The sequence below is a fragment of the Serinicoccus sp. JS2-9 genome (assembly GCF_059025165.1).
The window spans coordinates 118,207-141,584 of the sequence record NZ_CM180091.1 but is presented as its reverse complement, the minus strand read 5'-3'; the positions used below and the strand labels follow the sequence as shown (position 1 = coordinate 141,584).

The 23,378-nt window shown below is 72.5% G+C and carries 20 protein-coding genes and 1 pseudogene; 18 read left to right on the top strand and 3 right to left on the bottom strand.

All coding sequences use genetic code 11. The annotated features are described in order from the left end of the window. Positions 1-18 precede the first annotated feature (18 nt). Positions 19-2,001, top strand: coding sequence for a 2-succinyl-5-enolpyruvyl-6-hydroxy-3-cyclohexene-1-carboxylic-acid synthase (gene menD / locus AC5PYY_RS00740; RefSeq protein ID WP_493897932.1), 1,983 nt, complete (start codon positions 19-21; stop codon positions 1,999-2,001). A 97-nt stretch (positions 2,002-2,098) separates the two neighbouring features. Here the strand turns inward: menD and AC5PYY_RS00735 are convergent, their stop codons facing one another. Continuing rightward, positions 2,099-2,668, bottom strand: coding sequence for a DUF4188 domain-containing protein (locus tag AC5PYY_RS00735; protein ID WP_493897931.1), 570 nt, complete (start codon positions 2,666-2,668; stop codon positions 2,099-2,101). A gap of 16 nt (positions 2,669-2,684) precedes the next feature. Here AC5PYY_RS00735 and AC5PYY_RS00730 point away from each other — a divergent pair, with 16 nt between their 5' ends. Then, positions 2,685-3,401, top strand: a complete 717-nt coding sequence (locus tag AC5PYY_RS00730) for a MerR family transcriptional regulator (RefSeq protein WP_493897930.1) — start codon at positions 2,685-2,687, stop codon at positions 3,399-3,401. A gap of 10 nt (positions 3,402-3,411) precedes the next feature. Here the strand turns inward: AC5PYY_RS00730 and AC5PYY_RS00725 are convergent, their stop codons facing one another. After that, entirely contained in the window at positions 3,412-4,740 is a 1,329-nt protein-coding gene (locus tag AC5PYY_RS00725; RefSeq protein WP_493897929.1) for a GNAT family N-acetyltransferase, read from the bottom strand. Between AC5PYY_RS00725 and AC5PYY_RS00720 the strand changes: the two are divergent. Next, positions 4,739-5,413: pseudogene (locus tag AC5PYY_RS00720) on the top strand (MFS transporter); the annotation flags it as partial. The gene AC5PYY_RS00725 and the pseudogene AC5PYY_RS00720 sit on opposite strands and share 2 nt — an antisense overlap. Before the next feature lie 320 nt (positions 5,414-5,733). Here AC5PYY_RS00720 and AC5PYY_RS00715 read toward each other — a convergent pair. After that, entirely contained in the window at positions 5,734-7,068 is a 1,335-nt protein-coding gene (locus tag AC5PYY_RS00715) for an isochorismate synthase (RefSeq protein WP_493897928.1), read from the bottom strand. Between the two features lie 38 nt (positions 7,069-7,106). Here AC5PYY_RS00715 and AC5PYY_RS00710 point away from each other — a divergent pair, with 38 nt between their 5' ends. The 15 genes from AC5PYY_RS00710 to nuoK all read left to right on the top strand — a co-directional run bounded on the left by AC5PYY_RS00710 (position 7,107) and on the right by nuoK (position 23,373). Then, the gene (locus AC5PYY_RS00710) at positions 7,107-7,826 is read left to right on the top strand and encodes a demethylmenaquinone methyltransferase (protein ID WP_493897927.1); all 720 of its coding nucleotides are present in this window, start codon (positions 7,107-7,109) and stop codon (positions 7,824-7,826) included. Positions 7,827-7,905: 79 nt separating this feature from the next. Beyond that, positions 7,906-9,756, top strand: coding sequence for a DUF294 nucleotidyltransferase-like domain-containing protein (locus tag AC5PYY_RS00705; protein ID WP_493897926.1), 1,851 nt, complete (start codon positions 7,906-7,908; stop codon positions 9,754-9,756). Further along, positions 9,756-10,478 carry an exonuclease domain-containing protein gene (locus tag AC5PYY_RS00700; RefSeq protein ID WP_493897925.1) on the top strand — a complete coding sequence of 241 codons (723 nt, stop codon included), beginning with the start codon at positions 9,756-9,758 and terminating at the stop codon, positions 10,476-10,478. The genes AC5PYY_RS00705 and AC5PYY_RS00700 overlap by 1 nt, the downstream gene beginning before the upstream one ends. Before the next feature lie 234 nt (positions 10,479-10,712). Beyond that, positions 10,713-12,008: a geranylgeranyl reductase family protein gene (locus AC5PYY_RS00695; RefSeq protein ID WP_493897924.1), complete on the top strand. Its 1,296-nt coding sequence runs from the start codon at positions 10,713-10,715 to the stop codon at positions 12,006-12,008. Between the two features lie 85 nt (positions 12,009-12,093). After that, positions 12,094-12,459 carry an NADH-quinone oxidoreductase subunit A gene (locus AC5PYY_RS00690; protein ID WP_493897923.1) on the top strand — a complete coding sequence of 122 codons (366 nt, stop codon included), beginning with the start codon at positions 12,094-12,096 and terminating at the stop codon, positions 12,457-12,459. Positions 12,460-12,484: 25 nt separating this feature from the next. After that, a complete protein-coding gene (locus AC5PYY_RS00685) occupies positions 12,485-13,039 on the top strand; it encodes an NADH-quinone oxidoreductase subunit B (RefSeq protein ID WP_493897922.1) in 555 nt (184 codons plus the stop codon). Next, a complete protein-coding gene (locus AC5PYY_RS00680; protein ID WP_493897921.1) occupies positions 13,036-13,857 on the top strand; it encodes an NADH-quinone oxidoreductase subunit C in 822 nt (273 codons plus the stop codon). The genes AC5PYY_RS00685 and AC5PYY_RS00680 overlap by 4 nt, the downstream gene beginning before the upstream one ends. Further along, positions 13,857-15,272, top strand: coding sequence for an NADH-quinone oxidoreductase subunit D (locus tag AC5PYY_RS00675; protein ID WP_493897920.1), 1,416 nt, complete (start codon positions 13,857-13,859; stop codon positions 15,270-15,272). Before AC5PYY_RS00680 ends, AC5PYY_RS00675 begins: the two co-directional genes overlap by 1 nt. Beyond that, positions 15,269-16,213 (top strand): NADH-quinone oxidoreductase subunit NuoE, encoded by a 945-nt coding sequence (gene nuoE, locus AC5PYY_RS00670; protein ID WP_493897919.1) that lies wholly within the window; start codon positions 15,269-15,271, stop codon positions 16,211-16,213. The genes AC5PYY_RS00675 and nuoE overlap by 4 nt, the downstream gene beginning before the upstream one ends. After that, positions 16,210-17,523, top strand: a complete 1,314-nt coding sequence (gene nuoF, locus AC5PYY_RS00665) for an NADH-quinone oxidoreductase subunit NuoF (RefSeq protein ID WP_493897918.1) — start codon at positions 16,210-16,212, stop codon at positions 17,521-17,523. Before nuoE ends, nuoF begins: the two co-directional genes overlap by 4 nt. Next, complete coding sequence (locus AC5PYY_RS00660; RefSeq protein WP_493897917.1) at positions 17,520-20,066, top strand: NADH-quinone oxidoreductase subunit G; 2,547 nt, start codon at positions 17,520-17,522, stop codon at positions 20,064-20,066. The genes nuoF and AC5PYY_RS00660 overlap by 4 nt, the downstream gene beginning before the upstream one ends. Further along, entirely contained in the window at positions 20,063-21,481 is a 1,419-nt protein-coding gene (nuoH, locus tag AC5PYY_RS00655) for an NADH-quinone oxidoreductase subunit NuoH (RefSeq protein WP_493897916.1), read from the top strand. Before AC5PYY_RS00660 ends, nuoH begins: the two co-directional genes overlap by 4 nt. Beyond that, entirely contained in the window at positions 21,474-22,184 is a 711-nt protein-coding gene (gene nuoI, locus AC5PYY_RS00650; protein WP_493897915.1) for an NADH-quinone oxidoreductase subunit NuoI, read from the top strand. Before nuoH ends, nuoI begins: the two co-directional genes overlap by 8 nt. Beyond that, positions 22,181-23,074 (top strand): NADH-quinone oxidoreductase subunit J, encoded by an 894-nt coding sequence (locus AC5PYY_RS00645; protein WP_493897914.1) that lies wholly within the window; start codon positions 22,181-22,183, stop codon positions 23,072-23,074. The genes nuoI and AC5PYY_RS00645 overlap by 4 nt, the downstream gene beginning before the upstream one ends. Then, the gene (gene nuoK / locus AC5PYY_RS00640) at positions 23,074-23,373 is read left to right on the top strand and encodes an NADH-quinone oxidoreductase subunit NuoK (RefSeq protein ID WP_493899302.1); all 300 of its coding nucleotides are present in this window, start codon (positions 23,074-23,076) and stop codon (positions 23,371-23,373) included. The genes AC5PYY_RS00645 and nuoK overlap by 1 nt, the downstream gene beginning before the upstream one ends. Positions 23,374-23,378: the final 5 nt, after the last annotated feature.

The window sequence follows — 23,378 nt, the reverse complement described above, 5'->3', positions numbered from 1 at the left end:
GCGTGGCACCATCGTGGCGTGCACCCGTCCACCGCTCTCGCCACCGTCGTCGTCGACGAGCTCGTGCGCGGCGGTGTGCGCGAGGCCGTCCTCGCCCCCGGCTCCCGCTCGGCGCCCTTCGCGTATGCGTTGGAGGCGGCCGACCGCGCCGGGCGGCTGCGGCTCCACGTGCGGATCGACGAGCGCTCGGCCGGCTTCCTCGCGCTCGGTCTCGCGCGGGTCGGCGGGCGTCCGGTGCCGGTGGTCACGACGTCCGGCACGGCGGTCGCGAACCTGCACCCGGCCGTGCTCGAGGCGCACCACAGCGGCATACCCCTCGTCGTGCTGTCGGCCGACCGCCCGGCCGAGCTGCGCGGCACGGGGGCCAACCAGACCACGGTGCAGCCGGGGATCTTCGCGGGCGTCGTGCGCTGGGAGTGCGACCTCCCGGCGCCGGAGTCCGTCACCGCTGCCTCCGCTGCCCACTGGCGCTCGACGGTATGCCGCGCGCTCGCCGCGACCGGGCACGGTGCGGTGGGGGCGGCGGCGGGCGCCAGCGGTGGTCCGGTGACGTGGGCGGACGGCGGGCCGGTGCACCTCAACGTGTCCTTGCGGGACCCGTTGGCGCCGGAACCGCCCGGTGCGGGGGTACCCGCGGCTGACGGTGCGGGCGCGCCGGAGGCCGACGGCCTGCCGGAGGTGCTGGCAGGGCGCTCAGGCGGCGTCCCCTGGACCGTCGTGGGGTCCGCGGGCGGCGCCGAGGGCGGCGAGCACGACGACGCAGACGGACGGCGACCGGTGGACGGCGGACCTGCGGGCACCCAGCGGACCGCGCCGGGTGTCGAGGCGGGGGAGCGCACCCTCGTCCTGCTGGGTGACCTGCCCTACCCGGAGCTGACCCGCCGGGCGCTCGCGTGGGCGGAGGGCGCCGGCTGGCCGGTCGTGGCCGAGCCCTTCGGGCTGCTGGCGACCAGGGCGTCACTGGTGCCGCACGGGCCGCTGGTGGCCGGAGCGGTGGCGCGTGGCGGGTCCGACGCGCTGCTGCCGGAGCGGGTGGTCGTGGTAGGACGGCTGACGCTCTTCCGCGAGCTCGGTGCTCTGCTGCGGCTCCCGGGGATGCGGGTCGAACAGGTCTCGGCGACCCACCGGTGGACCGATCCCTCGCACGTCGTCTCGCGCGTCCACCCGGTGGCCGTCCTCGCCGCGCCACCAGCACCGGCGCCCGGCGCCGCCGCCTGGGTGGGGGCGTGGGTGAGCGCGGGGGACGGCCTGTCCGCGGGGGTGCGGCAGGCGGCCGGACTGGACGCGGGCGCCAGCACCGGGCTGTCCGAGCGCGCGCGGCAGGTGGCCGCGCCGGACGCAGGTCCGGACCCGTCCCGGATGACCGGCCCCGGCGTGGCCGCGACCGTGGCGGCGGCTCTCGCACCGGGCGACCAGCTGGTCCTCGGGTCCTCCACCGTGCCGCGCGACCTGGCCCTGGCCCTGGACGGCTCGCAGGCCCCCGCCCGGGTCGTCGCCAACCGCGGGCTGGCCGGCATCGACGGGACCGTCTCGACCGCGGTCGGCGCCGCGCTCGCGCAGCAGTCCGGCCGCACCGTGGCGCTCATGGGCGACCTGACCTTCCTGCACGACGCGGGCGGCCTGGTCATCGGCCCGGAGGAGCCCCGACCCGACCTCACGATCGTCGTCGTCAACGACGACGGCGGCGGGATCTTCTCGACGCTGGAGTACGGCCATCCCTCCCGGACGACCTCCGAGGAGAAAGCCGCCACCGCGGAGCGCGTCTTCGGCACGCCGCACCGCACCGACCTCGCGGCGCTGTGCACGGCATACCGGGTGGCGCACCGGCGGGTGACGTCGCTCGCGCACCTGGCCGACACCCTGGCGGCACCCGCGGCACCGGCACGGCCCGAGGGCGAGGGCGCCCTCTCGCCCGGCATCCGCGTCGTGGAGGTGCCGCTCGACCGGAGCGGTCACCGCCGGGTGCGCGACGACCTCGCGGCCTTGCGCGTCTCCTCGTGACACAGGCGTTCCTCCGCCCACGCCTGTGTCGCAGGCAGACGCGCAGCTGTGGTCGGAGTGAGAGCCGCGCCGCCACCTCGGCGCACTGACGACCCCCTCAGGGCGTCAACGACCCCGCCAGCCGCTCCTTCGCGCGGCGGCCCCGCCGCCCGACCGGCACCGTTCCGGCGACGGCCCCCAGCCCGACCCGCGCCCCGTTGCCGTAGAGCGTCTCGATCCCCCCGGCGGGCACGACATACGTCTCGTGCCAGATGCCGACCGCTCCCGGGGCCCTGCTCGCCGCTCCGGTGAACGCGCGCCACGCCGGGAAGTGCTCGCGGGTCCGGTCGGAGGCGTAGGCGTAGAGCTGGTCGACCGAGCGCCAGTACTGCACGAGCCAGGGCCCCTTGCCCCCGACCAGGTAGCTACTGCCCAGGAAGCCGAGGTCCTCGGCCTCGCCACGGGCCGCCTCGTCCCGGTTGCGCTCCAGCTCCGCGATCATCCGCGGCATCGCCCGGACCACCGGCCCCCACTGGTCGATGCGTAGCGGCTTGGCGATGGTGATGCCGATGTGGAAGACGACGAGCCCGTCCTCGGCGTCGTAGGCGTGGGTGCGTGACTGCAGCGGAGTCCCCTCCGGTACTATTGGATAGTTCCACTGTCCAATATAGATAGTTGCACTATCCAAGGCAAGGGGTGGGGTCATGCGGATCTCCGAGCTCGCGGCGGCGACCGGCGTGAGCGTGCCGACGTTGAAGTTCTACCTACGCGAGGGTGTGCTCCATCCGGGGTGGGCGCGGTCGCGCACGCAGTCCGACTACGACGACAGCCATGCCGAGCGGGTCCGCCTCGTGCGGGCGCTCATGGAGGTGGGCGGCCTCGACCTCGCCACGGTCGGGCGGGTGCTGGCGACGATGGAGAGCCCCGACGTCGAGCGACTGGGGGTGCTCGCGGTGGCGCAGCAGGCGCTGTTCGGCGCCGCTCCGGAGGCCTCAGGCTCGCCCGATGATCCGGTATGCCGCCCGCGCGCCTCTGACTCGTCGGTCGCCTCGGGTGGCGCCGACGGTTCCGGGGCGGGCCCCTCCGACGTCGCGGCTGACCAGCGTGGCTCCCGGGCCCAGCGCTGGCTCCGCGACCGCGGGTGGCAGGTCGCCCCCGACGACCCCGCGGTCGCTCCGCTGGAGCGGGCGTGGCAGGCGTGCGGGGAGGCCGGGATCGGTCTCGACGAGAGCCGGATGGACCTCTACGCCGACGCCGCCGAGCAGATCGCCGCCGTCGACGTGGCCTCGGTGCCGGCCGACCCCGTCTCGGCTGTGCGCCAGGTGGTCGTCGGAACCGTCCTGGTCGACCCGGTGCTGTCCGCGCTGCGCAAGCTGGCCCAGCAGCACACCGCCGTCACCCAGCAGGCCGCCGAGTCCTAGGCCGGCGCGCTCAGAAGCCGATCGCCGGCATCGGCTCGGTGTCGGCGCGCATCGCGCGAGAGAGCGCCCGCACCGCGCCCGGCGTGATCTCGCGCACGCCGAGCGTCGGCACCTGGGCGAGCAGCGTTCGGCCGCCGAGGTAGGCCGCGCCCAGCGCCGCCACGGGCGTCGCGAGGTCCGCGTCCCGGTCGCTGCTGTTCACCTGCGCGGCGCCGTCGGCGTCGATCTGGACCCTCCACCGACCGGCGTTCCACGGGCACAGCTCGTCCGCGACCTCGACCACGAGATCCAGCGGCGCGCCCTCGGCATACCCCCGGTCGGTCAGCGCCCGCGGCAGGTCGACCGGCCGGATCCAGAGCGAGTCGAAGACCTTCATCCCCGCGGACCGCGGGCTGCCGGTCCACCAGGCGAGGGGATCGTCCACCGGGCGGTCCCAGAAGGTCGTCTTCGTCGTCAGGTCGAGGTCGACCAGCCGCCGGGCCAGCGCCAGCAGCGTGCCGTGGTCGCGGGTCGCCAGCTCAGCCACGCCGACCTCGCCGGCAGGAGTCGCGTCGTCCCACTTGCTGTCCCGCCGGAAGACGGCATACCCCGTGATCTCCTCACCGCGCCGCGCGAGCATGAGCCGCCTCGGCTCCTTGCTGCCGCGGGCCTTCGGGTGGTCGCGGAAGGCGTACCAGGTGGGGGCGAGCGCGTCCGGCCGGGTCACCGTGCCCAGCGTGACCTCGGCGCAGGCCAGGTGCGCAGCGTGCAGCGTGGCCCGCGCCTCGTCGGTGTCGACCCGGACCACGTGCGTGCTGACCTCGTCCGCCGATGCGACGACCTCGGGCGCGGCACGCAGCTCGGTGCCGCGCCCGAGGGTGAGCTGGGTGTCGACGCTGGCGCAGCCGTAGCCGAAGCGGCCGTAGATCGCGTTCTCCGACGCGTGCAGGCCGGCGACCGCCACCTCGCCCCGGTCGTGGAGGCGGTGCAGGTGGTCGCTCATCATCCGGCGCAGCACGCCGCGACGCCGGGCGTCAGGGTCGACGCTGACGAAGGTCAGGCCGTCCATCGGGACCCGCGTCAGCGAGCCCGCGGCTCCTGGCACCGTGACCGCCATCTCGAAGGCGCTGTAGACGCCGCTGAGTGGGCGGTCGGCGTCCGGTGCCTCGCCGGGCAACGGGTCACCGGCGCGCTCGACGGCTCGGGCGTGCGCGAGATCCAGCTCGTCGGCGAGGTGGTCGAGCGTCGCCCCGGGGGTGACCGAGAACCACACCTTCTCGAGCAGTGCCTCGATCCGGGGGAGGTCGTCGCGGCCCAGGTCGATCAGCGGTGCGGGGGCGCTCGTGGCTGGCGTCGTCATGGGCACAGTGTGGCAAGCCCTACGCCGGTGGGGCGAGACGTTTTCGACCACTGCTTCTTCTGCCATGGCGCGAAGAACCATGGTCGAATTTCCATGTCGGAGGGGGTATGTCGTGAGTCGGGACCCGCGCGGATCGGTCACGGCGGTGCTGGTGGTCTTCGCCAGCGCCGGCTTCGTCATGGGACAGGCGCTCGCGCGCGTGCCCGCGGTCCGTGACCACCTCGGCGCCGACAAGGCGCAGCTGGGGCTGGCGCTCATGGGTATAGGGCTCGGCTCGCTCCTGGCGATGCCGTTCACCGGGCGGCTGGTGGACCGGTTCGGCAGTCGGAGCGTCGTCCTCGTGTCGGTGCTGCTGGGCTGCCTCGGCTGGGCCGCGGTGTCCGTCGTCCCCTTCGTGCCGCTGCTGCTGGTGGCGCTGCTCGTGACAGGCATGAACATCGGCGTCTGGGACGTCGCCATGAACATCCAGGGCACGCACGTCGAGCAGGTGCGGGCCCGCTCGCTCATGCCCTTCTTCCACGCCGCCTTCTCCGGCGGCGCGGTGCTCGGTGCCGGAGCTGGTGCCCTGGCCGCCTGGTGGGGCATCGGCCTGGTGCAGCTGCCGGTGCTCGCGCTGCTGGCGGCCGCAGCAGGGGTATGGGGTGCGGCCCGCTTCGTGCCCGAGTCCGAAGAGGCTGTCGGGGTCGTCGGGTCCGCCGAGGCCATCGGGTCCGCCGACGCCCCCGAGTCCGCCGAGGCCGCCGAGGTCCCCGCGGCGCCCGGAGCCGTCGCGACCGCCGAGGGCGTCGGGTGGGTCGGAGACGCGGAACCCCCCGCGCGCAGCGGGCTGACGCGCGTGGTCTCGCCGGATGAGCAGTCGAAGGGCCCTCACGCAGCGGCCTGCGCCCTGTATCGAGGACCCTTCGACTGCTCATGTACGAAAGGGGGCCGTTCGTTCTGGACAGAGGATTCTGGGGCCCGTTCCCCCAAAAGCTATGTCCAGAACGTGGCGCGTCAGCCCAGGCCCAGGGCGTGCCGCATCGCGGTGAGCTTGACCTCGGTCTCAGCGAGCTCGGCCTGCGGGTCGGAGGCGGCGACGATCCCACCGCCGGCGAAGAGTCGCATCGAGTGCCGGTCGTCGGAGAGCTCACCGCAGCGCAGCGCGATGCCCCAGTCGCCGTCGCCGGAGGCGTCCATCCAGCCGACGGGTCCGGCATACCGGCCACGGTCCATCCCCTCGAGCTCGTCGATGAGCCGGGCCGCCGGCTCGGTCGGGGTGCCGCACACGGCCGCCGACGGGTGCAGCGCCGCCGCCAGCCGCAGCGAGGTCGCCCCGCTGCGCATCATGCCGCTGATGTCGCTGGCGAGGTGGTAGACGTCGGGCAGCTCCAGGACGTAGGGCGCCTCCGGCACCATCATCTCCGAGCAGTGCGGCGCGAGCGCCTCGGCGACCGAGCGCACGGCGAAGGCGTGCTCGTCCAGGTCCTTGGCGCTGCTCACGAGTCGCAGCCGCGGGTCGGCGGGGTGGTCGGCACCCGCCGCGGCCAGCGCCGGGTCCCCGGCCCGCGCCACGGGTATGCCGTTCGGCCGGCGGATCGTGCCCGCCAGCACCCGCGACCGGGCGCGCCCGCCCTGCAGCCGGACCAACATCTCCGGCGTGGCGCCGACCAGGCCGTCGACCGCGAAGGTCCAGGTGGCGGCATACCGCTTCTCCAGGCGCTCCAGCACCGGGGCGAGGCGCACCGCCTGCCCGTCGCGGTGGCGCACGGCGACGTCGCGGGCGAGGACGACCTTGTCCACCTCGCCCTCGGCGATCCGGGAGACCGCCGCCGCGATCACCTCGGGCCACTGCGCGGCGGGGATGGAGCCGTCGCTCTCGACGACCGGGTCCAGGACCGCGAGATCCGGGTTGCTGCGACCCAGCAGCTCGGCCGGGTGGGCGGTGGGCCAGGGCTCGTCGTCCCGCACCACGGTCGTCACCCAGGCGAGGCCGTCCCGGCGGCCGATGACCACCCGGGGCACGGTGAGCACGCTGGCGTCCGCCGACCCCGGCGAGAACGCGAACGACCCGAAGGCGACCAGGCCCGTGCCGGGTAGGCGCACCTCGTCCTCGACCTCAGCCACCGCGTGGAGGGAGGTCCACCACTGCTCGGCCGTGGCGAAACGCTCCGGCCCCGTGCACTCCAGGTGGGCGACCCGGCCCCAGCCGACCAGGCCGTCGCCCTCACGCAGCCAGGCCACCGCCTCGCGCGGGTCGACCTCGTCCGGCACGCGGGTCAGCAGGTCGCCGGGGGCGTCGACCGCGACGGTCCGGGCGCGCAGTCGGGGGAGCACAGGGGGTGGAGCCACAGCCGTCCACTGTAGGGCGTGGTGCGAGGATGGCTGGCATGAACCCGACGCGCGCCCAGCTCGACAAGCAGCCACGCGAGGTCGCCGAGATGTTCGACGGCGTGGCTCGCCGCTACGACCTGACCAACACCGTGCTGTCCGGGGGGATGGACCACCTCTGGCGTCGCGCCGTGGTCGCGTCGGTCGACGCGCGCCCGGGGGAGCGCGTCCTCGACATCGCCGCGGGCACGGGCACCTCGAGCGAGCCGTATGCCGATCGCGGCATCGACGTCGTGCCCGCGGACTTCTCCACGGGGATGCTGGGGGAGGGCCGTCGGCGTCGCCCGGACCTTCCCTTCACCGCGGCAGACGCGATGGCGCTCCCCTTCGCCGACGGGTCCTTCGACGTCGTCACGATGAGCTTCGGGTTGCGCAACGTGAGTGACGTGGACGCCGCCCTGCGGGAGTTCCTCCGGGTGGTCCGACCCGGTGGTCGTCTCGTCGTGTGCGAGTTCAGCCAGCCGGTGGTGCCGGTCTTCTCTACGTTCTACCGCAACTACCTCATGCGGGCGCTGCCGCAGATCGCCCGCCGGGTCAGCTCCAACCCCGAGTCCTACGTCTACCTCGCCGAGTCCATCCGCGCCTGGCCGGCGCAGCGGGAGCTGGCCGAGCAGGTGCGGGCCGCCGGGTGGACCCAGGTGCGGTGGCGCAACCTCACCGGCGGCGTCGTGGCGCTGCACCACGCGGTCGCCCCCTCCACGCCGGGCCCGATCGCCTGATCCTGGCGTCGCGCCCCTGAGGGGCGCTGGTCACGCCTGCACGCGTGCGGATGCCCTCGCCCCGGTGTAGAAGTAGGGGATGGACGTCGAGCTGGCGGAGATCCGCGACTTCCTCGCGGCGCACCCGCCCTTCGCGGACCTGCCGCCGGAGGTGCTGGACCGACTGCCCTCGCGGTGCACGGTCCGCTACGTCCGGCGCGGCTCCACCGTGCTGCGCGCGGGACACCGCGACGACCGCCTCTACGTCGTGCGGGCGGGGGCCGTCGACATCACCGACGACGGCCAGCTCGTGGACCGCGTGGGCGCCGGCAGCGGCTTCGGCCTGTCCGGCGTCGTCGAGCATGCGCCCAGCCGGTATGACGCCACTGCCCGGGAGGACACGCTGCTGCTGACGCTGCCGCGGGAGGAGTTCGACGCGCTGGCCGCGGCGCACCCGGTGGTGGGGGTCCACTTCGCCGCGGCGCACCACGGGCGGATCCGCGCCGCCCTCCGGCAGCTGCAGACCCCGACCCGCGGCTCGGCCGTCCTCAAGACCGCGGTGCGCGACCTCCTGCGGGGCGAGCCCGTGACCGCCGACCCGGAGACGCCGGTGGCCGAGGCGGCGCGGATCATGACGGAGGCCGGCGTCTCCTCGCTGCTCGTCATGGCTGAGGGCGGGCTCGCCGGCATCGTCACCGATCGCGACCTGCGCCGCCGGGTGCTGGCCGCCGGGGTGGACCCGGGCCACCCGGTCCACACGGTCATGACGACGCGGCCGGTCACCGTCGGTGCCGAGGCGCTGGCCCTGGAGGCGATGCTGGAGATGACCGGCCGCAACATCCACCACCTTCCCGTGGTGGACGCGTCCGGGGCGGTCCTCGGGCTGGTGACGACCACCGACCTCGTCCGGCTGGAGCGCTCCAACCCCGTCTACCTCGTCGCCGACGTTCAACGGCAGGAGGACGTCGACGGGCTGGCCGCCCAGGCCCGCCGCATACCCCAGGTCGTCGAGCAGCTCGTGGCCGAGGATGCGACCGCCGCGGACATCGGCCGGGTCGTCACCGCCCTCACGGACGCCCTCACCGCCCGGCTCATCGCCCTCGCCGAGGCCGAGCTCGGCCCCCCGCCCGCGCCCTACGCCTGGGCCGCGCTGGGGTCGGCCGCGCGGGAGGAGCAGGGCCTCGGCGGCGACCAGGACCACGCCCTGGTCCTCGCCGACGACGCCGACCCCGACGATCCGTGGTGGGCGGCACTGGCCGGGTTCGTCACCGACGGGCTCGAGGTATGCGGCTTCCCCCGGTGCGACGGCGACGTCATGGCGAGCAACCCGCGCTGGCGGATGCGCGCGTCCGACTGGCGCGCGCAGTTCGGGCGGTGGACCCGTGAGCCGCAGCCGGAGGCGGTCCTGTGGGCGGCGATCTTCTACGACATGAGGGCCGTGCACGGCGACGGCGACCTCGTCCGGACGCTGCGGGAGGAGGTGGTCCCCCTGGGCGGGCGCTCCGACCTGCTGCTGGCCTACCTCACCGCGCAGTCGGCCCGGATGCGCCCGCCCATCGGGTTCTTCCGCGGGTTCGTCCTGGAGGACCAGGGGGAGCACCGGGACACGCTCGACCTCAAGCGAGGCATCGCGGCGATCGTGCAGCTGGCGCGGGTGCAGGCGCTGCGCGCGGGGTCGACCGCCCTGTCGACCGGGGCTCGGCTCGCGGCGGCCGCCGAGCGGGGCGTGCTGCCGGCGGAGAGCGCCACCGACCTCGCCGACGCGCTGGAGCTGCTGTCCTACCTGCGCCTCCGGCACCAGGCCGCCCAGGTGCGCGATGGCGAGCGGCCCGACAACCATCTCGACCCGCGCGGCCTCGGCAGCCTCGAACGCCGCCACCTGCGCGACGCCTTCCAGATCGTGCGCACCGCCCAGCAGGGGCTGGCCGCCCGCCTCCCGCAGGTGCGCTGATGGGGCTGGGCGACCTCCTGCGCCGGGGCGCACGCCGGGCCGGGCCGGACGGGCCGCCGCCGCCCGGGCCGCTCGCCGACCTCGCTGCGGCGCCCGTGGCACCGGACGACACGCCCCTGGCGGAGGTGGAGCTGCTGGCGCTCGACCTGGAGACCACCGGCCTCGACCCGCGGCGGCACGAGGTGCTCGCCGTGGGGTGGGTACCGGTGCGGGGCGACGAGATCGACCTGTCCGGGGCGGGGCAGCACCTGGTCCGGCCCCGCGGCGAGGTGGGGGAGTCCGCGGTGCTGCACGGCCTGACCGACGACGCGCTCCGTGCCGCCCCGCCGCTGGCCGAGGTGCTGCCGCATGTGCTGGAGGCGCTCGCCGGCGCGCACGGCGGCCACCGTCGCGTGCTCCTCGCCCACTTCGCCCGGATCGAGACCGACTTCCTCGACGCGGCCTGCCGCGAGCACTACGGCACGACCGTGACGTGGCCGGTCGTCGACACGCTCGAGATGGCGCGGCGGCTGCTGCGGCTGCGCCCCGAGGAGGTCCCCGCCGGCCGGCTGCGGCTGGCCGCCTGCCGCCGTGCCTATCGACTGCCCCGCTACCGCGCCCACTCCGCCGTCACCGACGCCCTCGCCTGCGCCGAGCTCTTCCTCGCCCAGCAGGGCGACCTCGCGCAGCGCCGCGACCACCCCCTTCTCCTCGGCGACGTCCTGGAACGCCGCCGCCCCTGACCCCCCGCCCCCATCCCCACCGCCCCCCACCCCCACCGGGCGTCGCGAATGATTGCCCCTGCCCCCACCGAGCGTCGCGAATGGTTGCCCTCACCCCCACCGACGTCGCCCGTGGTTTAGCACATCGATGCCTCCCGTAATCCCTCTGAGGCATCCCTGCGCTGGCCCGCCAGGGTGTCCGGCCTAGACTCTGAGGAGTTCGTGAAAGTTGTCACAAGCGAGGCGCGAAGACACGTGAGTGAGCAGGTCGAGACCGCCGACGTCATCGTCGTCGGAGCCGGGCCGGGAGGGTCCGCTACCGCCGCCTACCTCGCCGGACACGGCCTGGACGTCCTGCTCCTGGAGAAGGGCACCTTCCCCCGCGACAAGATCTGCGGAGACGGACTCACGCCCCGGGCGGTGCGCGAGCTGATCCAGCTCGGCGTGTCGATCGACGAGGCCGACGGCTGGCACCGCACCCGCGGGCTGCGCATCCTCGGCGGCGGCATGCGGCTGGAGCTGGACTGGCCGGGCAACGAGACCTACCCGCCCTACGGCCTGGTGCGCACCCGGAACGACCTCGACGAGATCCTCGCGCGGCACGCCCAGGCGCGCGGCGCCCGGCTGCTCGAGCGCACCAACGTGCAGGAGCCGGTCCTCGATGGTCGCGGGCACATCTGCGGCGTCCGCGCCAAGGTCATGGGCGACGACGGCCGCGCGACCGGCCAGGTCCGTGAGTACCGCGCCCAGGTCGTCGTGGCCGCCGACGGCAACTCCAGCCGGCTTTCCCTGGCGATGGACCGGCCCAAGCGCGACGACCGGCCGATGGGGGTCGCCGTCCGCGCCTACTACGAGAGCCCGCGCCACGACGACGCCTATCTCGAGTCCTGGCTTGAGCTGTGGGCGAAGGGCGACGACGGTGAGCGCGACGTGCTCATGCCGGGCTACGGCTGGATCTTCCCCGTCGGCGACGGCACCTCCAACGTCGGGCTGGGCATCCTCGATACCTCTGACGCGTTCGGCACCTTCGATTACCGTGACGTCATGCGCCGGTGGATCGCGACGATGCCGGAGGGGTGGGGCTTCTCCGAGGAGACCCAGCAGGGCCCGATCCGGGGCGCCGCCCTGCCCATGTGCTTCAACCGGCAGCCGCTCTACGACCGGGGACTGCTGCTCGTGGGTGACGCCGGCGGCATGGTCAACCCGTTCAACGGCGAGGGCATCGCCGAGTCCATGGAGGCCGGCCGGCACGCCGCCGAGGTCATCGCCGCGGCGTTGGCCCGCGCGACGCCGGGGGAGCGGGAGGCCGTCCTGCGCTCCTACACGACGGCGATGAAGGACGCCCTGGGCGGCTACTACACGCTGGGTCGGCATTTCGCCACGCTCATCGGCAAGCCTGAGGTCATGCGGCTGGCGGTGAAGTACGGTCTTCCGCGACGATCGTTGATGCGGCTGTTGCTCAAGATCATGGCCAACCTCCCGCAGGAACGCGGGGGCGGACTGGACGACCGCGTGATCAACGCGCTCAGCAGGATGACCCCTGCGGCATGATCGAGACTGTTCACCCTAGGATTGGGTTGCGCGCGACCCTGGCGAGCCCGACGCCGGGCCCGTCACGAAAGGAGTGCTGGCACTGATGGACTACCACCCGTATCTGCCGGTCGTCTTCTTCCTCTTCTTCGGCCTCCTCTTCGCCTTCGGATCCGTCTTCGGCGGTGGGCTGCTGGGTCGCAACACCTACAACCGGGCCAAGGCCGAGGCCTATGAGTGCGGCATCCAGCCCACGCCCCAGGCGCACGAGGGCGGCCGGGTGCCGGTCAAGTACTACCTCACGGCGATGCTCTTCATCGTCTTCGACGTCGAGGTGCTGTTCCTCTATCCCTTTGCGGTGGCCTTCGACCAGGTGGGGCTCTTCTCCGTCCTGGCGATGCTGCTCTTCCTCGCCGTGGTCTCGGTGCCCTTCGTGTACGAATGGAGCCGGGGCGGCCTGGAGTGGGACTGATCTGGAAAGAGTGTGGTGAGTAGCGATGGGACTTGAGGACAAGATTCCCGGCGGGATCATGCTGACGACGGTCGAAGGTCTGGCCGGTCAGCTGCGGCAGTACTCCGTGTGGCCCGCCACCTTCGGCCTGGCGTGCTGCGCCATCGAAATGATGGCGGTCGGCACCCCGGACTACGACATCGCCCGGTTCGGTATGGAGCGCTTCGCCGCCACTCCGAGGCAGGCTGACCTCATGATCGTCGCCGGTCGGGTGTCGCAGAAGATGGCGCCGGTCGTGCGCCAGGTCTACGACCAGATGCCCAACCCGAAGTGGGTCATCTCGATGGGTGTCTGCGCCAGCTCGGGCGGCATGTTCAACAACTACGCGATCGTGCAGGGCGTTGACCACATCGTCCCCGTCGACGTCTATCTGCCCGGCTGTCCGCCGCGCCCCGAGATGCTGCTCAACGCGGTCCTCGAGCTGCACAAGCAGATCCGCGAGTTCAAGTTCTCCGTCAACCGCGAGGAGGCCGCCCGCGCCGCCGAGGCCGCGGCGATGCAGGAGATGCCCCGGAGCGAGATGAAGGGGTTGCTGGCGTGAGCAGCACCGGACCGGAGACGCCGGACAAGGAGCCGGTGGCGCAGGAGACGACCGAGGACCGCCGTAGCGCGCCCGAGCGCCAGGAGGACCAGAAGGTCGACACGACGCGTGCGCACGAGACCGGTGGCGGCTCGGTGCCGGCGGCCCAGGCCGACCCGGGGGAGCCGGTGCAGGTCGCGCGCAAGCGCGGGATGTTCGGCGCCTCGCTCGGGGGCGACACCTCCGGCTACGGCGGCCTCGACGTGCCGGTGCTCTTCCCCGGTGCGGCGCAGCGCCCGTACGGCTCCTACTTCGACGAGGTCGTCGACGCTCTCGAGGCGGCGGCGCCGGAGGCCTTCGCGGCCGGGGTCGAGCGCGTCGTCGTCGACCGGGGCGAGCTGACCCTCCACGTGCACCGTGATCACCTGCTGGCCCTGGTGCGCCCGCTGCGCGACGACGCCCGGCTGCGCTTCGAGATCTGCACCGGCGTCTCCGGGGTGCACTGGCCCGAGCAGACCGGCGCCGAGCTGCACGCGGCATACCACTTCCAGTCCCTGACCCACGGTGTGCGCCGGGTGCGACTCGACGTGAGCTGCCCCGACGACGACCCGCGCATCCCGTCGATCGTCTCGGTCTATCCGGCCAACGACTGGCACGAGCGCGAAACCTGGGACATGTTCGGGATCGTCTTCGAGGGCCACCCCGGCCTCACCCGGATCCTCATGCCGGACGACTGGCCCGGCCACCCGCAGCGCAAGGACTACCCGCTCGGCGGCATCCCGGTCGAGTACAAGGGGGCCACCATCCCGGCACCCGACCAGCGGAGGAGCTACTCCTGATGGCGACCACGCACGACGAGACCCACGGGCGCCCCCACAACGAGGCGGGCGCGGACTACCTCGACAGCACCCCGACCGACCTCTACGCCGACGGCGGCCCGACGGCCGACTCGGTCGACGGCGGCGCGGTCTACACCGCCGGTGGCGGCGACTGGGACGAGATCGCCAAGGACGTCGCGACCCTCGGCGCCGAGCGCATCGTGGTCAACATGGGCCCGCAGCACCCGTCGACGCACGGGGTGCTCCGGCTCATCCTCGAGCTCGACGGCGAGACCGTCCGGGAGGCCCGGGCCGGCATCGGTTACCTCCACACCGGCATCGAGAAGAACATGGAGTTCCGCACCTGGGTGCAGGGCACCACCTTCTGCACCCGGATGGACTACCTCACGCCGATCTTCAACGAGACGGCCTACTGCCTCGCGGTGGAGAAGCTGCTCGGCATCACCGATGACATCCCGTCGCGGGCCAGCGACATCCGGGTGCTCATGATGGAGCTCAACCGGATCGGCTCCCACCTCATCGCCCTGGCGACCGGAGGGATGGAGCTCGGCGCCACCACCGTCATGACGATCGGCTTCCGCGAGCGGGAGCGGATCCTACGCTTCTTCGAGGCGGTCAGCGGGCTGCGGATGAACAACGCCTACGTCCGCCCGGGCGGCGTGGCCCAGGACGTCCTGCCCGAGCACCTCGACGAGCTGGAGGAGGAGCTCCCGCAGCTGCGCCGGGGCATCGGCGAGCTCGAGAGTCTGCTGCTGGAGAGCCCGGTCTTCAAGGGCCGCACCGTCGGCGTCGGCTACCTCTCGCTGGCCAGCTGCATGGCGCTGGGGATCACCGGTCCGCTGCTGCGCTCGACCGGGCTGCCGCACGACCTGCGCAAGTCCCAGCCCTACTGCGGATACGAGAACTACGACTTCGAGGTCATCACCCGCCGTGACATGGACGCCTACAGCCGCGTCCGGATCAGGCTCGACGAGATCTGGCAGTCGCTGCGCATCGCCGACCAGGCGATCACCCGGCTGCGCGCGACCCAGGGCGAGCCCGTCATGGTCGCGGACAAGAAGATCGCCTGGCCTGCCCAGATGTCCGTGGGCGCCGACGGCCAGGGCAACAGCCTGGACCACATCCGGGAGATCATGGGCGAGTCGATGGAGGCCCTGATCCACCACTTCAAGCTGGTCACCGAGGGCTTCCGGGTCCCGCCGGGGCAGGTCTACGCCGCGGTCGAGTCGCCCAAGGGCGAGCTCGGCGTGCACGCGGTCTCCGACGGGGGCACGCGGCCCTACCGCGTGCACTTCCGGGACCCGAGCTTCAACAACCTGCAGGCCGCCTCGACGCTGTCCGAGGGCGGTCTCGTCGCGGACGTGATCGTCGCGGTCGCCTCGATCGACCCCGTGATGGGAGGCGTGGACCGATGACTCCTGAGGACATGCGCAGCCAGCTGGAGGAGGCCACCCAGCGGCGCGTGCACCACGAGGTGCCGGGGCACAGCTCGCACGGGCCCCTGCACCACCACACGCCCCTGCACGCCTCCGACGAGCCCTACACCGACGAGGTCCTGGCCCAGCTCGTCGCCGACAGCGAGGTCATCATCGCCCGCTACCCGCAGAAGCGGTCGGCCCTGCTGCCGATGCTGCACCTCGTGCAGTCCGTCGACGGCTACATCACCGGTCGCGGGGTGCAGCTGTGCGCCGAGCTGCTCGACCTCACCACCGCCGAGGTCAGCGGCGTGGCCACCTTCTACACGCAGTACAAGCGGCACCCCAACGGTGACTACACCGTCGGTGTCTGCACCAACACGCTCTGCGCGATCATGGGCGGCGACCAGATCTTCGACGAGGTCAGCGAGCACCTCGGCGTCGGGCACGACGAGACGACCGCGGACGGCAAGATCACGCTGGAGCGGGTCGAGTGCAACGCGGCCTGCGACTACGCCCCCGTGGTCATGGTCAACTGGGAGTTCTTCGACGACCAGACCCCGGAGAGCACCAAGGAGTTGACCGACCGGCTGCGCGCCGGTGAGCCGGTCACCCCGACCCGCGGCCCCTCCCGCGTCTGCACCTTCAAGCAGGTGTCGCGCGTCCTCGCCGGCTTCCCCGACGGCCTCGCCGACGAGGGGCCGGGAGCGGGAGAGCCCTCGTTGCGCGGCACCCTGCTCGCCAAGGAGCGGGGTTGGACCGCCCCGCGGCCCGAGCCCGAGACCGACACCGAGGCGACCGAGGCCGGGGCCAGCGGTGGCCAGGCGGCCGGCGCGCACGACTCGGTCAACACCGGCGCCAACGAGGCCGACGAGGTACCCACCTCCGAGGGCGTCAAGGACGTCGACGGAGACACCACGACGGAGGGAGAGGACTCGTGAGCACGCAGCTGACCCCGATCCTGTCGGCGTTCTGGGACGCCGAGCGGTCCTGGACGCTGGAGACCTACGAGCAGCACGAGGGCTACGACGGCCTCCGTGCCGCGCTGCAGATGGATCCCGCCGACCTGGTCTCCGCCGCCAAGGACTCCGGTCTGCGGGGCCGTGGTGGCGCCGGCTTCCCGACCGGGATGAAGTGGGGGTTCCTCCCCCCACCGGACGGTGGCCCCCGCTATCTCGTCGTCAACGCCGACGAGTCCGAGCCGGGCACCTGCAAGGACACCCCGCTCATGATGGCGGCGCCGCACTTCCTCATCGAGGGGATGATCATCACCTCGTTCGCGATCGGTTGCCACCACGCCTTCATCTACCTGCGTGGCGAGGTCGTCCACGTCTACCGGCGGCTGCTGCGCGCCGTGGAGGAGGCCTACGAGGCCGGCTACCTCGGCAAGGACATCCTCGGCTCGGGCTTCGATCTCGACATCACGGTGCACGCGGGTGCGGGCGCCTACATCTGCGGCGAGGAGACCGCGCTGCTGGACTCCCTCGAGGGGCGTCGCGGTCAGCCGCGGCTCAAGCCGCCCTTCCCCGCGGTCGCTGGCCTCTACGCCCGCCCCACGGTCGTCAACAACGTCGAGTCGATCGCCAGCGTCCCGCCGATCGTCCTGCACGGGGCCGACTGGTTCTCCGGGATGGGCACCGAGAAGTCGCAGGGTTTCGGTCTGTTCAGCCTCTCCGGCCACGTCGAGCGCCCCGGGCAGTATGAAGCGCCGCTGGGGATCACGCTGCGCGAGCTCATCGAGATGGCCGGCGGCATGCGCGGCGGCAAGAAGCTGAAGTTCTGGACCCCCGGTGGGTCGTCGACCCCGATCTTCACCGACGAGCACCTCGACGTCCCGCTCGACTTCGAGTCGGTCGCGGCCGAGGGGTCGATGCTGGGCACCCGCGCGCTGCAGATCTTCGACGAGGACGTCTCGGTCGTGCGGGCCGTCTCCCGCTGGATCGACTTCTACGCCCACGAGTCGTGCGGCAAGTGCACCCCGTGCCGCGAGGGTACGTTCTGGCTCAAGCAGATCCTGGCGCGGCTCGAGGCCGGTCAGGGCCGCGAGGGCGACATCGAGAAGCTCGACGACATCTGCGACAACATCCTGGGCCGCAGCTTCTGCGCCCTGGGTGACGGAGCGACGAGCCCGGTGACCTCGGGCATCAAGTACTTCCGCGAGGAGTTCGAGCAGGGCATGCACACCCCCTGGCACGAGCTCTTCCCGCCCGAGCGCAACACCCTCTTCGCGAAGGAGAGCCAGCCGGCATGAGTCTTGACACCGACGCGAGCCCCGAGGTCGAGCCCGAGGTGAAGACGGTGGACGTCACGATCGACGACGTCCCCGTCTCGGTGCCTGAGGGGACCCTGGTCATCCGCGCCGCCGAGCAGGTCGGCGTGCACATCCCGCGGTTCTGCGACCACCCGCTGCTGGAGCCGGTCGGCGCTTGTCGGCAGTGCCTGGTCGACGTGGCGACCCCGGACCGCGAGGGCAACCTCAAGCCCATGCCCAAGCCGCAGGCCTCGTGCACGATCGCGGTCTCGCCCGGCATGGTGGTCAAGACGCAGCACACCTCGCAGGTCGCCGACAAGGCGCAGACCGGGGTCATGGAGCTGCTCCTGGTCAACCACCCCCTCGACTGCCCCGTCTGCGACAAGGGCGGGGAGTGCCCGCTCCAGAACCAGGCCATGTCCGACGGTCGACCGACCTCACGTTTCGAGGACGTCAAGCGGACCTTCCCCAAGCCGGTCAACATCTCCAGCCAGGTGTTGCTCGACCGGGAGCGGTGCGTGCTGTGCGCCCGCTGCACCCGGTTCTCCGACCAGATCGCCGGGGACCCCTTCATCGCGCTGATCGAGCGGGGAGCGCTGCAGCAGGTCGGCATCTACGAGGAGAAGCCGTTCCAGAGCTACTTCTCGGGCAACACCGTGCAGATCTGCCCGGTGGGGGCGCTGACCGGCGCGGCCTACCGCTTCCGCTCCCGGCCGTTCGACCTCGTCTCCACCGAGAGCGTGTGCGAGCACTGCGCGTCCGGCTGCTCGATCCGCACCGACCACCGGCGGGGCACCGTGCTGCGCCGGATGGCGCTGCGCGACCCGGAGGTCAACGAGGAGTGGAACTGCGACAAGGGGCGCTGGGCGTTCACCTACGCCACGCTGCCCGACCGGTTGCACGACCCGGTGGTGCGAGGCGCCGACGGGGAGTATGCCGTCACCTCCTGGCGCGACGCCTACGCCGCCGCAGCAGCCGGGCTCCTGGCGGCCCGTGAGACTGGCGGTGTCGGGGTCCTCCCCGGCGGCCGGGTCGGTGTCGAGGACGCCTACGCCTACGCCAAGCTGGCGCGTACCGCCTTCGGCAGCCACGACGTGGACCACCGGGCCCGTCCGCTCAGCGCTGAGGAGAGCGACTTCCTGGCGGCTGCGGTCGCAGGTCGCCGCGAGGTGAGCTACGCCGAGCTCGAAAGCGCGCCCTCGGTCCTGCTCGTCGGCCTCGAGCCGGAGGAGGAGAGCCCGATCGTCTTCCTGCGGCTGCGCAAGGCGACCCGCAAGAGCGCGACCCAGGTCTTCTCGGTGGCGCCCTTCGAGACGAGGGGGCTGGAGAAGCTCGGCGGCACCCTGGTGGCGGCGGCCCCGGGCACCGAGGCCGAGGTGCTGCACGCCTTGACCGAGCGTCGCACCGAGGGGCCGGGAGAGCCGCTCGACGGCGCTGCCGAACCCGTGGCCGGCAGCTCCTACCGGACCGCGTCAGACGCCCTGGGCGAGTCCTCGGTCATCCTCGTCGGGGAGCGCCTGGCCGGCGTCCCCGGCGCGCTGTCCGCGGCCCTGGCGCTAGCGGAAGCGACCGGTGCCGCCCTCGCGTGGGTGCCCCGGCGGGCCGGTGAGCGCGGCGCGATCGACGTCGGCACCCTGCCCAACCTGCTGCCCGGTGGCCGCCCCGTCACCGATGCCGACGCCCGTGACGAGATCGCCGCCCTCTGGGGCGCCGACGCAGCGTTGCTGCCGACGACGCCAGGGCGCGACGCCACGCAGATGCTGCGGGCCGCCGCCTCCGGGGAGCTGGCCGGGCTGGTCGTCGGCGGGGTCGAGATCGACGACCTGCCGGATCCGGAGCTGGCCCGGCAGGCCCTGGAGCGTGCCTTCGTGGTCTCGCTGGAGGTCCGCGAGAGCGGGGTGCACGAGTTCGCCGACGTCATCCTGCCGGTGGCGCCGCAGCAGGAGAAGGCCGGCGCCTACGTCACCTGGGAGGGTCGCCTGCGTCCCTTCGACCGGGCGATCGACAGCCAGGCCAGCTCCGACCACGTCATCCTCGACCGGCTCGCGGCCGCGATGGGGGTGGCCCTCGGCACCGAGACGCTCACCCAGGTCCGCCGCGACCTGTCCGGCCTGGAGGAGTGGACCGGCCCGCGGCCGGGCGCTCCGCAGGTCACGCCGGCCGCGCCGGGCTCGCCCGGCGACGGCGAGGCGGTCCTGGCCACCTGGCACCACCTGCTCGACGCAGGTCGGCTCCAGGACGGTGAACCGTTCCTCGCCGGCACCGCCCCGGCACCGGTGGCCCGGGTATCGGCCGCGACGGCCGCCGGTCTCGGCCTGGGCGACGGCGAGCTGCTGACGATCGCGACCGATCGGGGCGCGCTGGAGCTGCCGGTGCAGATGACCCCCATGCACGACGCGGTCGTGTGGGTGCCCACCAACTCGGTCGGTGCGCCGGTGCGGGCCACGCTCGGCGTCGACGCCGGCGCGGTGGTCCGTCTCTCCGCCGGTCCGGCCGGCTCGTCCACCCGTCCCTCCGGCGACACCCAGCGAGGTGAGGCATGACCCTCCTGACGGCCTACCCCCAGATCGTCGCGAGCACGCCCCTGCTCGTGGAGGACCTCCCCGCGGCGGACTTCAGCGACACCCCCTGGTGGCTGTCGCTGATCAAGGCCGCGCTGCTGTTCGTCTACGTCATGCTCTCGGTCGTCGTCGTCATCTGGTTCGAACGACGCGTCATCGGTCAGATGCAGCAGCGGCCGGGCCCCAACCGGTTCGGCCCGCTCGGCCTGCTGCAGACCGCGGCCGACGGCATCAAGCTGTTCTTCAAGGAAGACGTCACGCCCAAGGGCGCGGACAAGCTGATGTTCTACGCCGCGCCGCTCATCGTCGCCTCGCTGGCCTTCGTCTCCTTCGCCATCATCCCCATGGGTGGTGACGTGCGGATGTTCGGCCACACGACGCCGCTGCAGCTGACCGACACCCCGGTCGCCGTGCTGCTCGTGCTGGCCGTCGCCGGCGTCTCGGCCTACGGCTTCGTGCTCGCCGGCTGGTCCTCGGGCTCGACCTATCCGCTGCTCGGTGGCCTGCGCTCTACCGCGCAGGTCATCTCCTACGAGATCGCGATGGGCCTGTCGCTGGTCGCGGTCTTCCTCTACGCCGGCTCGATGTCGACCAGCCAGATCGTGGAGGCCCAGCAGCAGACCACGGTGCTCGGCATCCCGCTGTGGTATGTCGTGCCGCTCTTCTTCAGCTTCGTCGTCTACGTCATCACGATGATCGGCGAGACCAACCGGCTGCCGTTCGACCTCGCCGAGGGCGAGGGGGAGCTCGGTGGTGGCTTCCACACCGAGTACTCCTCGATGAAGTTCGGCATGTTCTTCCTCGGTGAGTACATCAACATGTTCACCGTGTCCGCGCTGGCGACCACGCTCTTCCTGGGCGGCTGGCACGCGCCATGGCCGCTCAACACGGTCTTCGACGGGGCGCTCGACTCCGGCTGGTGGGGCCTGCTGTGGTTCACCCTCAAGATGTGGGGCTTCATCTTCTTCTACGTCTGGGTGCGTGGCTCCCTGCCCCGCGTGCGCTACGACCAGTTCATGGCGCTCGGGTGGAAGATCCTCATCCCGCTCTCGCTCGTCTGGGTCATCGCGGTCATGCTCATCCGCTCCGCCCAGGAGGGCTACTTCGGTGAGGGCCGCTGGGTCACCGTGATCACGCTCGGCCTCATCGGCCTCTTCGTCCTGGCCGGCATCCTGCTCTGGGACCGGTATGCCCAGCATCGGGCCGCGGCCAAGGAGCTCGAGCGCGAGATCCCCGAGGAGGTCGATCCGTTCGCCGACGGCTACCCCGTGCCGCCGCTGCCCGGCCAGCGCCTGGTCGAGTCCCGCCCGGCGGTAGAGCGCGCCGACCCGGTGACAGTGTCGACGACGAGCACGAGCAGCACCGACGACCACGACCCGGAGGAGCACCGTGGCTGACCAGACCGACCCGACCTCGACCAGCGCCTCGGGCGGCGAGCCGGTCCGCCGGGAGACCCCGCAGGCACCGGCCCCCGAGGGCCGCACGCAGGCTGCTCCCGAGCGGTCCGAGCCCGGGCTGCTGGCGCAGTTCTTCGCGCCCGTCGCTGGCTTCGGCGTGACCTTCGGGACGATGTTCCGCAAGGTGCCGACGCAGGAGTATCCCGAGGAGAAGCGGCCCACGGCTAAGCGCTTCCATGGACGGCACCAGCTCAACCGCCACCCGGACGGGCTGGAGAAGTGCGTGGGCTGCGAGCTGTGCGCCTGGGCCTGCCCGGCCGACGCGATCTACGTCGAGGGTGCCGACAACACCGACGAGGCTCGCTTCAGCCCCGGCGAGCGCTACGGCCGCGTCTACCAGATCAACTACCTGCGCTGCATCTTCTGCGGCCTGTGCATCGAGGCCTGCCCGACCCGGGCGCTGACCATGACCAACGAGTACGAGCTCGCCGACTCCGAGCGCGCTCCGCTCATCTACGAGAAGCACCAGCTGCTCGCCCCGCTGCGCCCCGACATGCTGGCGCCGCCGTTCCCCATGGCCGAGGGCATGGAGGAGCGCGACTACTACCGCGGGCAGGTCACCGGCCCGACGGGCAACCAGCGTGACCACGTCGCCGAGCGCGACGAGGCCGCCGACCGGGGCGCGACGGAGGTGAGCTCGTGACCGGCGACGCCATCAACGGCATGGAGGTGGGGCTCTTCTGGCTGCTGTCCGCCCTGTGCGTGCTCGGCGCCCTCGGGCTGCTCTTCGCGCGCAAGGCCGTGCACGCGGCCATGGCGATGGCGACGACCATGATCAGCCTGGGCATCATCTACATCGTCCAGCGGGCCGAATTCGTCGGCATCATCCAGGTCTTCGTCTACTCCGGCGCGGTGATGATGCTCTTCCTGTTCGTCGTCATGCTCGTCGGCGTCGACGCCTCGGACTCGACGGTGGAGACGCTGCGCGGACAGCGGCTGTGGGCCTTCGGTCTGGGCGCGCTCTTCGTCGCCGCCGCGGTCTACGGCCTGACGCGAGTGTCCTGGCCGACGGCGGTCGGGCTCGAGGCGGCGCAGGCCGAGGGCAGCGTCACGGCCCTGGCGCGGGAGATCTTCGAGCGCCAGGTCCTCACCTTCGAGACCCTGGGTGCGCTGCTGGTCATCGCGGTCATGGGTGCCATGGTGCTGGCGCACCGGGAGCGGCTCGTGCCGCGCCGCACCCAGCGGGAGCTGTCGGACGAGAGGCTGCGCTCCGGTCAGTGGCTGGCCGGCAAGCCGAACCCCGGTGTCTACGCCCGGCACAACGCGGCGGACACCCCGGCGCTGGCGCCCGACGGCACTCCGGTCGAGGACTCGGTCCCGCGCGTCCTGGTCGCCCGCGGTCAGGTGACCAACCCGGCAGAGTACCGCCTCCAGGGCGGGACCGCCTCGGGCGAGCCTGCCGCCGACCAGGGCGCGGGCGTCGGCACGGATCTCCCGACCGGCACCAATGCCGCCGTGGACGCCCACGCGCCCGGGCGGGGTTCGGACCAGGAGTCGAGCGTCGACCACGACGACGAGAGGGGTGAGCGGTGATGGGGCTCGAGGCCTACATCTACCTGTCGGTGGTGCTCTTCGCGATCGGCGCCATCACGGTGCTGACCCGGCGCAACACGATCATCGTCTTCATGGGCATCGAGCTCATGCTCAACGCCTGCAACCTGGCGCTCATCACCTTCGCCCGGATCCACGGCTCCCTCGACGGTCAGGTCTACGCCCTGTTCGTCATGGTCGTGGCGGCGGCCGAGGTCGTGGTCGGGCTGGCGATCATCATGTCCATCTTCCGTGCGCGTCGGTCGGCCTCGGTCGACGACGCCAACCTGCTGAAGCTGTAAAGGAG